Genomic DNA, 15813 nt, shown 5'->3' with positions numbered 1-15813 from the left:
TCAGGGACAGGGTGAACGATTAGTTGTAGTTCAATTACGTCGTAGCATTCTGTTTGCCCCGACTGTAATCTTATGTATATAATTCCTGAAGGGTTCGTTACAGGAAGGTAAATATATTCTGTTGTTTCTGTTATAGCATTGGTAGCCATATCAGCATCATCCTGAGTCTCATGCGCTGTAGCAATAACACCCGGCATTTGAGTTTCAAGATCATCAAGCACTGCCTGAAGATTAAACTTAGCCGAACCGTCTCCGTTAAGATCACATTCTTCAAGCGCATCAGGGTTTTCACCTATAGGTGCCTGAATTACCTCTAACGGAACTGTTATCACTACCCAACAACCAGTTGCTGTTGCAGTAACCCTGGCATAGATATTTGTAGTAGGAGATACGTATACAGCAAGCAATTCGTCTGCAGGGTCGCCAATCTCAGCCGCACCCTGGGTAGCAAAGTAACGAACCGTCATGCCTGACTGTCCGCCTGTTACAGCAGTATCATGATTATGTAGCACAAAGTCCGCCTGACCGCTAACCTCTTCACAACCTGCAAATACAGGAGCAGGGTTATTTATAACCGGTAAAATATTTACAACGGTATTGAAAGTCGTTACAGAAAAACATCCGTTAGCATTTTCAGATCTTACATAAACAGGTTCTCCACCCGACTGATAGTTTGCAGGATCTACAATAGCGTTTGCAGGAGTAGCAGCATCTGCCAGAGAGGTATAGTAACTAAGTGTAAACGAACCTATCTCGGCAGCTCTTGTAGTAAGGTCAAATACCTCTACATTATCGCCATCAAAATCACATAACTCGTAATCAGAAATCACCGGTGGAACCTGTGGTGAAGGATTAACTACCAAGTCAAACGAAGTAGTAGCATAACATACTGTATTAGCAGGATCAACTACTCTTGCAAAAATAGTTTGCCCTCCTGATACAGTATTAGTATAAGCTGCAGGGTTTGTTATTGCAGAAGTATCTGCATCTGCATCTGTTTGTGAAATAAAGAACGAAACCTGATAAGAGGCATTATTTCCTGTAATTACATTAATGGTTGAAGTTAAATCAAACTGCATTAATCCGTCGGCATTATCATCACAAACCACCTGCGGAGCCGGGGCTGTTACTGTAGGGGCATTTGTTGCAATAAGATCTATAGTGGTAAATGATACACACGAAGCACCACTACCCAGCTCTACCCTTACAAAAAGAGTTTGGTTTGCTAATGCACTTTCATAAGGAGATGCAATCGCTCCCGTATCATTATCGGCATCTGCCTGAGACATATGGTAAGTCACAACAAAAGTACCTCCCCCTGTTATGGCATCATTATTACTTTCTAAATCAAAAGAAGCTACACCAGTATTACCGTCTATACATTCGTGCATTGGTTCGGGCTCTGTTAATACAGGAGCACCTGTTACCTCTAAAGTTCCTGTTTCGTTAAGTGTTACCGTACAAAACGGAGCCTGAGCATCTGTTACATCTATAATTATAAAATCAGTAGTAGCAGTAAGAGCCGGTAGTGTTATTATACCCTGACCTGTACCATCAAGAGTGATTGTTTGAGAAGAGTTTGAAGCTACGGTATAGTTCACCGTTGCATTCGCAGGACCTGTTAAAGTAATAACACCGTCATCACCCGAACATACCGGACCATTTGTAGTGAATACCAACTGTTCTATATCGTTCACATTGATAGTAACAGAAGCGGATAAAGACTGGCTACATACCACAGTACCGTCTGAAGTTGTTATGTTAGCATCCTCCAGAGTATAAGTAGTATCCTGCATATAACCCTGAGTTATGGTGAAAGAACCATTAGCATCCAGAGTTGCCGATTGCGGTGCGCCGCCATCTATATTATAATTGAAGTTTGCATTTGCAGGACCTGTAAAAGTTACTGTTACATCAGCCCCCGGACAGGCGTCCTGTGGTGAAGCGGTAACAGTTATATTTGGTAACGGATATACTGCTATTGTAAAATCAGTAATAGAAGAACATCCTGTAGTATTATCTGTAACCTTAGCATAAATTTGCTGGGGATTAGATGTATTTGAAATAATATCACTTAACGGAGAAGTACCATCTACAGCATTTGCAGCACTGGTAAAAAACTCAATTGTATTATTTGTAGTATCGCTGTTTATTTGAGGCTTTAAAGCTCCTAAATCAAAAACCCCAACATTAGGGTTATTGCTACAGGTTCTCACCTCATCAAGTTGGTTTGCATCTGGTGCCTGAGGGAAAGCCCCGTCTCCAAAGGTTGCAGTACCTGTCCAGTTGATTGAAAAACCTCCGTCACCTATCGGTCTGTCTATTACAATATAATAGGATTGCCCCGGTGATACCGTAAGCCATCTAACATATCCGTCACCATCGGCACCAGGGCCAGACTGTGTGATCAAAGTATTACCGTTCATACCCGTATGGTTGTTGGTTAAACCAGCCATTACAGGGTTAGTGGTACAACAACGTATAGGCGCACCAAGAGAGCCACACTGGGCATTAGCGGGATAAACCCAAAAATCATAATCTACATTAATATCAGTATCGTCAGGCACTAAGTCAAACCCTAGGTTTCCCGCTTGTACAATATTGATTTTAATCCAGATAGAGTTGTTTTCAAAACCGCCACATCCGGTAACTTCCTGAACTTGGCCAATACCATTGGCATTTGAGACAAATGTGCCGTTCCCACACACTGTAATTGCATTAACACAATCATTTGGTTCGCCCTGAGCAAAAGCAGTAAATACTGACAGGAACATCAGGCACGAGGCAATAATCTTTTTCATTTCTTTTAAGCCTTTTTTAAAAACGGCAAAAATAGGTGATTTAAACCTGAAAACCACCTATTTTCGCCTTTGCAATCTTTATTTAACAGTAGTTATACTACTTCTTAACAATCAAAAACTCCGAACGACGGTTCGCAGCGTTCTGATTATCGGTACAGTTTTCACCGCAATTTACCTTTGGTTCTGTCTCTCCAAAACCTTTTCCTGTAATACGGTCTTTGCTAATACCTTTTGAAATTACATAAGAAACTGTTGCCTGTGCTCTCTTTTCAGAAAGTGTCATGTTGTAAGAAGCACTACCTTTTGTATCGGTATGGGCTTTTACATAAATTACCATATTTGGGTAATCGTTCATAATCTCTACTAACTTATCCAGTTCCTGAGCACCTTCTCTTGTGATGTTGCTCTTTCCGAATTCAAAGTTAATATCGGCCAGTTCAATATGAGTTTCCTTAATCAGTTCGTTAACCGGTTTTAATGCTACAGGTACCGCTACCTGTTTTTCCTGCGTTTTTGCAATGGCAAATGTTGCACTATCATACCCTGCTTTTGAAACTTCAAGTACATAATCAGTATCACAATCCACATCATAAGATGCAACACCGTTACTACCCGTTTGTTTTGTTTCAATCACATTATTGCGGTTGTCTAATATGGCTACTTTGGCATCAGCCAGAAGTTTACCAGTCTTTACATCTGTAACAGTTGCAATCGCTTCTACCCTACAAACTGGAATTGCAGTGTAAATATTGTCTGCACCACTACGATTTGATGAAAAATATCCTACATTTTTTTGAGCATTGAAGCTAAAAGAGAAGTCATCTTTCTCACTATTAACAGGTTTACCTAAATTAACAGCCTCTCCACCTTTGTTTAAATCGGCTTTAAAAATATCGAATCCGCCATATCCCGGACGTGAAATTGAAGAGAAATAAAGTATATTATTATCTGTAATGAAAGGGAAATTCTCCTTACCCGGAGTATTAACCTCTTTACCAAGATTCACCGGAGTACCATAAGTACCATCGCTGTTTACACTTACTTTCCAGATGTCTGTATCTCCAAGTCCGCCCGGCATGTTTGATGCAAAATAAAGCATTTTACCATCGGCACTAAGGCTTGGACTACCTACTGAGTAAGCAGTACTGTTAAAAGGCAATGCTGTAATGTTTTGCCACTTACCATCGGTTTTAGTCGCTTTGTACAAACCAATTTGTGCTAATTTAACTTTACTTCCTTTTACATAGTTACCATCTGCATGACCATCTCGGGCAAAGTAGATGGTGTTCCCTTCTGCACTAATAGCAACGGGACCATCATGAAAGCGTGTATTCAGTTCGTTTACAGCAACAGCTTCAGAGAACGAACCATTATCGTTTCTTACCGCACTGTATATATCTATGTATGGCTGACCGTAATCATCGGTAGCCGAAGTGTTTCTTGTACTTACAAAATAAAGTGTATTATCGTTTGCCAGTACAGCACCAAAATCACTTTTATCTGTACTGTTAACATCTGCCTCCGCAGCATCAAAAAGCTTGTTTTGTTTGTTTAATGCGGGAATATAATCCGGATTTGATTTGTGTAGCTGTGCTCTCTGATCGTTAGGAAGCATGGATGCAAACGTATCCATTTGTCGGTTAGCCTCGGCATATTTACCCTGTGCCCTTAAAGCTACAGCATACCTGTAATAGGTTTCGACATCCTGTTTATCTTCAATAGCTTTTGCATACCAAGTGGCAGCATCAGCCATATTGAAAACAGAATAGTAACTGTCTGCCAGTTGCTTATACACATAAGCATCGGCTTTGTTTTTGTTAACTAAACCAAGATACTCTTCTATAGCAGCTGTATACCTTGAGTTTTCATAAAGAGCATCTGCCTTCTGAGTATCTTTAGTTTGGGAATTTCCGTACAGTGCCATTAAAAGCCCTGCTGCGATATATATTTTTTTCATATTAAAAGAGTCTCATTTATCTGGTTAGAAGAATCTTGGTGAAACAGATACTTTTTTCCTTTTGTTCAAATCAAATAAAAGCATTACCTCGTGTGATGCCGGTGTAGTAACATTAAGATCAGACGTTACATGATCGTAAGCATAACCTATCCTTATACTTGGTGTAACAGCATAATTAACCATAGCACCAACCGAGTCATCCAGCCTGTAAGTACCTCCTACTTCAAACTTATCGAAGAACAGGAAGTTTAACGATAAATCAAGCGAAGTAGGTGCGTTGAAAGCCGACTTAAGCATTGCAGAAGGTTTCATTTTTGTGTTAGCCGATAAATCGAACACATAACCTCCTGTTAGGAAATAATGCTGTACTTCAGACCCGAACTGTCTTTCGCTACCGTCTTCTCTAACATCAAGATGCTTTGTTTTTAGCATGTTTGGAACCGAGAAAGCCAAGTAATATTTGTTTGTATAATAGAACAAACCTGTACCTATGTTAAAGTAAGTGTTACTGGTGTTTTCTTTAAAAGCAACATCTGATGTTGATGGTACATACCCATTACCAATATCACTAAACAGCCCTACATTCTGGAAAGTAAGTCCTGCTTTTAAACCTAAGGCAAGCTTGTGCTCTCCTCCTAAATCAAGTGTATAAGAGAAATCTCCGTATACATTGTTTTCCTCTACCGGACCAATTTTATCGGTTATGGCAGATAGCCCTAAACCTACATTTTTACCCACAGGGCTATGTAATGAAAGTGTTCCTGTTTTTGGAGCCCCTTCGATATCTACCCACTGTGCCCTGTACAGTAATCCTCCGGAAAGACCTTCCTTAGAACCCGCGTAAGCCGGGTTTACCACATTCATATTATACATGTACTGTGTATAATGAGGATCCTGCTGTGCTTTTGCACTAAATACAGCGGCAAAAGCAATAGCCATTGTTATATATATTCTTTTCATTGAAGTGTGTCGATGTGAAATGAAGATTAATAAAAGCCTGCCTGCCTTAAACAGACAGACAGGCTGCCTTTACTAAATATTAATATTCCCTGCTTATATAAACCCAACCGGTTAATTGTTCACCGTTAGATTTTGTTAAGCTATAGAAATATGTACCGTCAGGAAGGTCGTTACCTTTTTTATCCTGACCATGCCACTGGTTAGTGTATCCGTTACCTTGCTCGAATACCTGCTTACCATAACGGTTGAAGATAACGATCTCACTAACCCCTAGGTCAGTTAAGTCAAACGTATCGTTATCTCCGTCACCGTTTGGAGATATACCACGTGGTATCTGGCACATCATTGTTTCTACTGTGTAAGCTGCCTCTCCTGTACATGAACCTGAAGTTACTGTTAGGGTAAAGCCTAACGGAAGTTCAAGTGTACTGTTTGAAGTAAAGTATTCAGACACGTTAAATTCTGCACTGTCTGAACCTACAGCTATACCGTCTTCATTTCTCCATACATAAGTTACATCGTTACCAAAAGTACCGTTTGCTGCAGTAGCAACCAGCCAGGTGCTGCTGCCTCTACACTCCTGATCTATACCTACCGAAAGATCTCCTACAACAGTTAAAGTTGCAGTATGAGTTCCGCCTACATTACATGTAGCTTCATCAGCCTCAATAGTATAAGTAACCGTATATGTACCGGCTGTACTAGCCATAGTATCAATCTCACCCGTTACCGGGTCAATCACAAGTCCTGCTTCTGCAGTAAACACACCACCGGTTGTGAAGCCTGTTTCGGTTTCCGGTAATACATTTCCACTGTCATAACAGTAAACACTGTTATAGCTAAACTCAACTACCGGAGTAATTGCACCTACAAGCTCTACGGTAGCAGTATATGTACCGGCAGCTGTACAGGTTACAACATTATTCTCAAAAGTGTACACAATTTCGTGAGTACCTTCGGTAGCAGTTGTAAGATCTACAATACCTGTTTCAGGATCTACAGTAAGTGTTGCAGATGTAAATGTTCCTCCAAAAGTGAAGTCTGTACCGATATTCGGGATTAGCTCATCACCAGAGTTAATACATGAAGGAGAGTCATAACTAAACTCAACCACAGCAGCAACCGGTTCATTGATAACAACATCAATTTGTGCTCTTTGCCCTTCACAACCTTCAGCATTTACATAAGCTACATAGTATGAAGTTGTACCTACAGTTTCTGTAGAAGGCACAGGCGCCTCAGTTTCGGCTGTACCTTCAGTTGGTACAGTATACCAGGCTAAAGTATAACCTTCAACCTCTGCAGCAGTTAATGCTTCAGCAGTTGCTCCCTGACAATACTCTACAGGAGAGGTTACTTCAGGAACATCATCAACAGCGATGTTTGTAATCACTAAACTGTTTTCACAGTAACGTGTATTCCAGTAGAATGTATAATCACCCGAAGCTATAAGTCCGCTAACTGTTGTAGTGCTGTTTGCAGCATCTTCAAACACAACCTCTGTAGGGTTATTTTCATCAGCACTCCACTCACCTACACCTTTTGCTTCAAGTGTAAGAGTATCTTCGGTACAATCTAAAGTTTGAGGCTCTGTAACAATCTCATTGTTTGCTGTAATACTTACTGCATCGATAATGTTACCAATTGCGTTGTCTTTAGATCTGAATATGAATCTTGTTACATCCTGTCCTGCAGGAACATTGTATTCACCTTCATAAACCGCCCATGTTACTGTACCTGCCTGCTCTACAAGAAGCTCAAACGGACCTGCAGGAGGACCTGCGTATAATTGTACTACTGTACCGTCTGACCTTGAAAGGTGAGCAAAGCTATAGTTGTAAGTTACTACTTCAGAACTATCAAAGTCCTGGTATGTACCTTTAATATTTACTAAATCATCAGGATTTGTTGGTTCAGAACTGTCTGCAGATACTAGCTGGATAGACTGACCTCCTTCATAAGGAGTATAACCAATTACACCAAATGTGTCACTAAAGAAGATTGTGTTGTAAAGAGATGTATCTTCCTCAGTAAGGTTGTTTCTCCATCCCGGTACTACGTGTTGATCGTAGAAGTTATTTATACCAAAAACAGATGGAGGAGTTTCAAATCCGCCGTTAACAGCATCTAAAGCACATAAATCCTGCGGAGTAGTAATACAAACATCAAAAGTATGCTCGTTTGGAGCTGTACCGTTAAGGGTTAACCTAACTTTATATGTATCGCCTACTATAAGTTCAGAACTGTATGCTGCAACAATAACATTGTTTTCAGAACAAGCCAGTTCTTCAAGTACAGTACCGTTTACATGGTAAAGTGTCATTGTTACATTTGCATGAGGTGGGTTACCACCACTGTAGTAGTATGACCCTGAGAAGTTTGTTAAACTAATTGTATGAACTTTAGCAACAGCATCAAACTGTAACCAAACATCTCCATCGTTAGCACCTGCACAAGTCATTGGCTCAGGTGATACCGTAGCATTGATAAAACTTATTTTACTTACTGATTCTTCACAAGTTTCAGTACCGTTTACAGGAACTACAAGTGCTGTATCGGCTGAATCGTTTCTAACAAACTCCTGAGGACCAGACCAGAAGCTCTCATCTCCTTCTCCACACACGGCTCTTACAAAGAACTCATAAGTACCTTCTTCAGGCATGTTGAAGTCGGCTGCCGATGGTGTATAAGAGTTAGTATCAACGATAATACCTGATTGTGGTAATGTACCGTTATCTAATGGCTGAAGGTAAACTTCCCATTGTGTTTCGCTACCTCCTGCTGTCCATGAAAGTACACCGTTAGCATCTACAGTAAGCGCTGTAGGCTGCGGACAGGTAACCGTACTACATGAAGCAAAACCATCGTAAAGAATAGTGTTCATTTGATCTAGCGGAGACGGGCTTGTCCAGATTGTTGAACCACCCTGCGCTATTGTAATCACTGCACTTGAGCTACTACCTGGAACATACGATCCTAAACCATCCCAGTACACAGAGAATTCAACTCCGTCACATAAGAACACAGGAACCGTAATAGTACCTGCACCTGAACCAGGTAGATCAATAGTAGTTACTACCAGTTCATTCTGGATAATCTGTAACTCACCAGAGAATCCTCCGCTATCGTTAGTAAGTGTAAATGTATATTCACAAGCAGTAGCTAAAGGACATAGTGTTGTAAATACATAAGGCCCTACCCACTCGCTCTTTTCTGTATCACTACATGCTGCTCTTACATAGTACTCGTATTGAGAAGCAGCTGTAAGTCCGTTAACCGTTGTAGGGTTAGAATCAACCGTAGATAAGTATTCCGGATCACCATCTCCTACAGGAGCACCCATACCTGCCGGTTGTACATAAATATCCCAAGCTGTTTCATCACCATTGGTATTCCATGATAATTGTACAGACGCATCGGTAATAGAGTTAACCGCAAGGTTATTTGGAGCAGCACACGTAGGAACATCTTCTATAACCACATTGTCAATAAGTAATGTCTGTCCTCTGTATCCCAGCGGGCTAGGCTCTCTTTGTGGTATTACCCATGCAATATTAATATCTCCCGTTATACCCGCAGGAAGGTTAAGTATCATTTCCTTCCAATATGGGTTATTTATAGGGTTTGGATCGTCATCACTATTATAAAGTACAGTAGTAAACTCAGACAGTTCGTTACCATTTACAGAAAGTCTTATCTCTAAATCTTCCTCAAAATACTCAGTGTATGTTCTATACTGGAATCTTAAACGCTGACCAGCAGTAACCGTAATAGTTGGCGAAATTAAGTAGTCATCGTTATTACCGTTTGAACCTGAGAAAATACCTGCCGAATGAATTCCTTCAAAAGCATCTAATGTAGCATCAAAGGTCCATGCATAATTATCAGAGTTTTCGTTTACTGATCTCCAACATTCTTCCGACTCTGATGACGGTTCAAAAGTTTCAAGGAACGGAGTAGTAAATGCCTCACACAATGTTGTAAAGGTATATGGCCCTACCCATTCACTTTGGTCTGTATCATTACAGTATGCTCTTACATAATATTCGTAAGTTGTATTTGGTAATAGATTTTCTGCCGGATAAGCAGTATTGTTAGTGGTTTGATCACCAGTGTCAGTATCCGTTGGAACACCTGTTCCCTGTTGCTGAACGATTACCTGCCATTCGGTCTCCTGGAATCCCGGAGTCCAGGCAAGTACAGCATCTGTTTGAGTTATGTTTGAAGCCGTTAGCTCACCGTAGTTAGGCATAGGACAAGCAGGAGCTTCGTCTATCCTTACATCTTCCAGTTGGAATACCGAAGTACCTTCTGCTGTTGAGAATGTAGGCGGAACCCTAAACGCAATGTAAACAGGACCGTTTGCATTGATGTAAAGCGATTTCTCTATATAATCAGTATTAGTAAACTCCATTAAAGGCATAATCTCTGTAAAACTCGCAGGATCAGTATCTGTGGTAGACATTAATACCTGTACCCCAAATCGTGGATTAGGGAAGAAGAAAGAGAATGCAGCCCTGTATTTAAATTTAAGCTCTTTTGTACCCACTACATTAATAGCAGGAGAAATTAACCAATCGTCAAATACCGGTGTACCAAAAAACGGGTTACCCTGTATCGCAGCTAAAGTAGTAGTGAAATTCCATTGTGCGCCATCTTCATTAGCGTCAAGAATACTCCAGCAGAATTTATGAGAGTTCTCGGTATCTCCTGTATTGAAGTTTTCAAAGTAAGGCACATCAAATATTCCACACTCTGTAATAAACACGTATGGACCAACCCAGTTACTCTGATCTGTATCATTACAGTAAGCCCTTACATACACATCATATTGTGTAGAGTGCTCAAGATCTGATACAGGATAGTTAATATTGTTTGTTGTTAAGTCGCCCGAATCAGTATCTGCCGGTGCAGCTGTACCGGTAGGCTGTACAATTACTTCCCACTGTGTTTCCTGGAAACCTTGTGACCATGATAATGTAGCCGAATCAGTAGTAATGTCTGCAGCTACTATATTAAGCGGATCCGGACACGCAGGAACGTCTTCAATAAACACATCGTCTATAGAGATTCTTGTAGCGATACTACCTGTACCGGGAGTCACAACAAACGCAATGTTTACTGCACCTGTAACTGTAGTAGGTATGTATATTATTCTTTCTTCAAATGAAGTGTTAGTTATTTGGGTTTCCGGCATAATAACAGTAGTGAACTCATCACCACCAATACCTGTAGTAGAAACTTTTATAGAATAACTTGAAACACCGTTTGTAGTTCTGTCTTTAAAACGAAGTCTTTTTTGAGCTCCCGTAAAGTTAATTTGCGGAGTTACAAGCATATCGTTATTAAAGTCAGGATAAGTATTGGTTTGTAAAGTAGCATAACCTCCTAGGTATGTCCATTTCAAACCATCAGCATTAACATCTACAGATGTCCAGCACACCTGTGGTGCAGTAGCCGATGTTCCTGCAAAGTTTGTAGTATAAGGAGTATCAAACACATCACATTGTGTCGTGAATTTATATGGATTGCTCCATTCGCCCGGAGTACCTCCACATACAGAGCGTACATATAAATCGTAAGTAGTACCCGCTGTTAAGCCGGTTAATGCATTATCAATATTTGTAGATGTACTGTTAAGTCCTGATGTAGGTGCCGGCGATCCAGTGGGAACTGCAGCATATTCCCAGTTTGAAACTAAGTTAGCTTCGTTATCCCACGAGAAAGAAACAGTATTTTGTAATAAGTGAGAATACGTGAATGATGCAGGTGGTGCACAGGTAGAAAAATCTGCTGTGAAATCAAAACACACACTTGTACCCGTACCGTAAGGTGAAGAAATTACAATTACATACGTTTGTCCTGCCTGTACAAATAAGTTAGAAACGTAAGCCGGAGTTGCTGTAGCAGTTGTTATAGTACCATCTATACATTGTACTCCAACATTGGCACAGCTTTCATAAACAAATACTCCAGAGTTTGCATTACCAAAACACCCTGTACCCGAAGCGAAAGGTAAAGTGGTTTGCGACAGGGTAAGTAAACCATCCTGAGATGGTGTGAAGGTTAAAAATGCCTTATCACCGTTAAGGTAGTTTTGAGATACTCCGTCAGGTACACAGTCGGTACCCTGAGCAGTATATACTAAATCAGGATTTACGAACGCATTAAGGTTTGAAGAAAGTGTAAATGTATTACCATCATCAGGTATAACAATAGGCGCCTCACAAGATGTACCTAAAATAGCTGTAGTCAGGTCAAAAGGACCTGCCCAAGTACTCTCTGTAGTTGTACATATAGTTTTTATATATACATCATAATCAGTTTCTGCAGTAAGTGAACCTGCCGAATATGTATTATCGGTTGGTGTACCTACAGCTCCTGGTGTAGCACCATCGGCAACAATTTGGATTTCAAAGTTAGTAGCTGTTGGGTGTGTCCATGTAAGCTCTGCCGTTTCTGTAGTTACAGAAGTAACCGTAAAGTCGGCAGCTAAAACAGGATCACATACCTCAGCCGATTGTACTCCTATATTATCAAGGTACCAGGTATCGGCATCCGGTGTAGCACCCGGCTGGTCATTAACCAAAACAAAAGCTATATAAACACTTAAACCGGGAGCAATAGATCCCGGGATGCTTACAACCTTCTCTTCATAGTTTGTAGAAATTTGACTCTCTGTCCATGTGGCTAAAGTAGTTGTAAAGCCGGAAATATCGGTTTGACCCGCTGTGGATAGTTTTACCTGATAAATATTTCCATGTTCTGCCGCATCACCCTGTTTAGTGAAAAAGCGAATCTCACCATTTGCAGGAACGGTAACCAATGGTGTTACCAAATAATATTGTGCTGTGTTACCTGCACCAATGTTCTCGGCAGTTGGATCAATAAAAGCAGCTCCTGTGCTCGAATTGTATCCGTCTGTAGAAATACCAAAAGTAGATGTACCCACTGTGTTGTTTGCCTGTCCCCAAGCTGTAGGTATACCACTTTCAAAATCTTCGGTAGTCAATTGCGCATTTGCATTAATGGCAAAAAGAACAAAAAACATTAAAAGGGATACTTTCCCAAAAGTGCTTTTTGGAACTACCGGATGGAAAATCCCCGAGAAAAAATTCGGGAACTTAACCAATAATAACCGTGACGTTATTAGTAGTTTTTGATTCATAGTTAATAGTGTTTAGAATAGTTAATAGCATGTGTTAATCACGTAAACAAATATTAACAAAAAGAAAACACTATTATAATAGTATCCTTTTAGAATTCAGTAATTTATAAAGTAAAAATAAAAAAATAAAATGCTGAAAAACAGAGTTTTAACTTAAAAATAAGGCTTTACAGAATACCCATTCCTTTTCGGGCTTTTTTAACCTCCTCAAACCTTAATTTGAGGTTATTTAATGATTTTTTAGCTTTTTTATGATAGCGTAAAACAACAAAAACAGTGAGTAAAATAAGTAGTATTATTACACCGGTATATATGTAATACCTATTGGTAAGCTGAGCTGTTTTTTGTGCATAATTTGCAGTAAGTTCATCTATGGAATCACTAATGGATCTCCTCTCCGACTCCTTAATTACGTTTTGATTTTCAAGAAACAGTTTACGGTATTCCTGATATTTTTCCCAGTTATTTACCGACAGGTAATTATCAGCAAGTGCCGAATAAATTCCCCTGTTCAATATAAGATCTCCTACATCTTCTGCCAGCAGAAGAGCCTCATCCAAAACATCTATTGCCTTTTGGTATTCTTCCTCATGAGTATAAACTTCAGATAATCCCTTTAATGAAAAAGCTTTGAGGCTTTTTGCGTTTGTATTTTCTGCATATACTATAGAAAGCTCAAAACTCTCCTTGGCTTCCTCATAACGTTCCAGTGCTAAAAAGCAATAAGCTCTGTTATATAATGTAATACTTATATTAGGCTGTTCATTAGCAGTGTTAAGCTTTTTATATTGCTCAATAGCCTTATTAAAAAACGGAATGGCCAGTTCACAACTAAGGTCTTCCTTATAAATTAGCCCTCTAACAACATTATTTGTTGCCCTAAGGTATATTGAGTCCTGCACCGGATGATTATCCATATACCTGTCATTCTCGTCCAGGTACTCCATAGCCTTATCATACACCTTTAACTGCTGATAGATTACCGCAATACTGTTTAAAAGGTTAGCCTTTAAATTAGGCTCATCCAGTTTTTTGGAAATACTATCGGCCCTTAGGCAGTATTTTAATGCCTGCTGATAGTCCCTTTTGGAAGAATAGGCATTTGAGATGAGTATAAGTCCCCTTACTTTATCTCCCGAACTTTTACTGGCTTCATAAATGGAGTCCCCTATCCTTATGGTCTCATCAGGGTTTTTATAAATGGTAAGTCTGTTGGCCTTTATTATACTGTCTATTTTTCGTGACTGCTGGGCAAAAGCCGATACCGTACTTATTACTATAAGCACCTGCATTATCACTACTCTTTTTAAAACAACAAACATATTAGGCTTTCTTATTATGTATTTCCTTACCCAGTAAATCTATAAAAACGGTTGGGGCAATACCGGTAATCGTTTTAAACACTGTTGCAAAACTACTGTGTGATGAAAATCCGCTCTCCTCTGCCAAATAACTGATTTTATAATTTAAGTATTCCGGCTCGTTTTTAAGTTTTTCAATAATATAGTTTATACGGAGTTTATTTATATAAGTATTAAAATTATCGTTATAATGCTTATTGATAATTTCCGACAGGTATTTTGTATTAACATCCAGCTGGGCTGCCAGTGTTGCGAGCGACATATCTCTATTAGTAAACTTTGTTGTCCCCTCAAACTTTTTAAGGCTCGCCAGTATATTCTGTTCGGTTTCGGTAGGTATAGAAAGTTTTTTAGGTGTCATTTTCTTTACCTTATCGGTCGACTCTACCAATAGTTTATTAGTCACTTCCAGATAACCTATAATTTCCTTTAACCTTTTCTTTTGTGCCCTGTTTGAAAAATACAAGAGATTTCCGAAAAGCAATATCAGGAAAAATACTCCAAGTGCAATGTACATATACATTTTAAGAGTATTTTCGTGTGACGCATAGTTAATAGCCTGCTGCTCCCCTATAAGATTATAACACTCGTTAACCGAAGCTATCTCCAAATCGTATACTTTTCGGTTATAGCTTAAAAATGCTGTATTGTACAGGTTATGGTTTTCCTTGTCATTAAGGGTAAGATAGTTTAAAGCTAAACGATTATTTATTTCCTCCAGCAAATAAACGTTTTCCAGCTTTTTTGCCTTTTCAAGAGCAACTTTCAGGCTTTTTATTGATTTCTCATAATCTTTATCATGAAACTGAAGTTCTGCATTGCCTTTTACCAGTGCAATCTCTGTAAGCCTGTTTGTTTTGGAATGATTTTTTAAATAATAATCAGTAGCCGTAGTATAATAACTATTACTTTTCTCATATTCGCCAAGCCCTTTGTAAGCAATGGCCTTTACAAGATAAAATTTATCAGGGTAGGAATACGCCTCTATTTGCTGAAAATGATTTTTCTCAAGGGTATTTAAAACTTCCAGTGCTTTAGCAAATTCATTTTTCCCAAAAAGAATAAAAGCTTTTTCAATATCGAGTTTAATAGTGATAAGCGAAGATAAAGATGACTGATCCTGATTTTCGGACAAGCTAATAAGATTTGCCGCATAGTTGTCAAACTGATTATACAGTCGAAGTTTTCTGGCCAGAAAGATTTGCCTGAAAAGTATCTCTGCCTTTAAAGAATCATTTATCTTTTCGTGATATTGATTAGCATTAAAAACATTCTTTGCACATTTGCTGTATTCTCCCTTAGCTATATATGCATCGGCCTCAATAAGATATGCTCCGGCAAATTCGGGAGCTGTTTCAGCTTTCTTTAAAAGATGCTGGGTCAACTTAATACACTCATCAGGACTGTAAAAGGAAAGTTCGATAGCTTTGTTTACAATAAGCCTGTCGTTTTCCTGACAAAATAAGGCTTGGGTAAAAACCAGTAGAAGTGCCGGCAATAATACCCTTACATTATTTTTTAGCTTATTGTTTTTAAGTTTCATCAATCCCAATCCCTATGATACAT

General features: G+C 39.3%; 6 protein-coding genes. All 6 read right to left on the bottom strand.

The genetic code is table 11. The features are described from left to right. Window positions 1–2801 (bottom strand): hypothetical protein (locus Q763_RS02050; RefSeq protein WP_035130619.1); only part of this gene is annotated, 2801 nt, incomplete at its 3' end. Window positions 2802–2898: 97 nt separating this feature from the next. Then, window positions 2899–4758: an OmpA family protein gene (locus tag Q763_RS02045; RefSeq protein WP_035130617.1), complete on the bottom strand. Its 1860-nt coding sequence runs from the start codon at window positions 4756–4758 to the stop codon at window positions 2899–2901. Window positions 4759–4782: 24 nt separating this feature from the next. Then, the gene (locus Q763_RS02040) at window positions 4783–5718 is read right to left on the bottom strand and encodes a PorP/SprF family type IX secretion system membrane protein (RefSeq protein WP_035130615.1); all 936 of its coding nucleotides are present in this window, start codon (window positions 5716–5718) and stop codon (window positions 4783–4785) included. A 79-nt stretch (window positions 5719–5797) separates the two neighbouring features. Continuing rightward, window positions 5798–12886, bottom strand: a complete 7089-nt coding sequence (locus Q763_RS02035; protein ID WP_084595993.1) for a choice-of-anchor J domain-containing protein — start codon at window positions 12884–12886, stop codon at window positions 5798–5800. A 167-nt stretch (window positions 12887–13053) separates the two neighbouring features. Continuing rightward, entirely contained in the window at window positions 13054–14208 is a 1155-nt protein-coding gene (locus Q763_RS02030; RefSeq protein ID WP_035130611.1) for a tetratricopeptide repeat protein, read from the bottom strand. A 1-nt stretch (window position 14209) separates the two neighbouring features. After that, the gene (locus Q763_RS02025; protein ID WP_035130609.1) at window positions 14210–15790 is read right to left on the bottom strand and encodes a helix-turn-helix domain-containing protein; all 1581 of its coding nucleotides are present in this window, start codon (window positions 15788–15790) and stop codon (window positions 14210–14212) included. Window positions 15791–15813: the final 23 nt, after the last annotated feature.

Source organism: Flavobacterium beibuense F44-8 (genome assembly GCF_000769915.1).
Classification (GTDB): domain Bacteria; phylum Bacteroidota; class Bacteroidia; order Flavobacteriales; family Flavobacteriaceae; genus Flavobacterium; species Flavobacterium beibuense.
This window is presented reverse-complemented; position numbering and strand designations above follow the sequence as displayed.

Excerpts from the sequence above, each read along its gene's own strand:
- Q763_RS02045 (WP_035130617.1), bottom strand. The coding sequence starts at position 4,758 with ATGAAAAAAATATATATCGCAGCAGGGCTTTTAATGGCACTGTACGGA.
- Q763_RS02040 (WP_035130615.1), bottom strand. The coding sequence starts at position 5,718 with ATGAAAAGAATATATATAACAATGGCTATTGCTTTTGCCGCTGTATTT.
- Q763_RS02035 (WP_084595993.1), bottom strand. The coding sequence starts at position 12,886 with ATGAATCAAAAACTACTAATAACGTCACGGTTATTATTGGTTAAGTTC.
- Q763_RS02030 (WP_035130611.1), bottom strand. The coding sequence starts at position 14,208 with ATGTTTGTTGTTTTAAAAAGAGTAGTGATAATGCAGGTGCTTATAGTA.
- Q763_RS02025 (WP_035130609.1), bottom strand. The coding sequence starts at position 15,790 with ATGAAACTTAAAAACAATAAGCTAAAAAATAATGTAAGGGTATTATTG.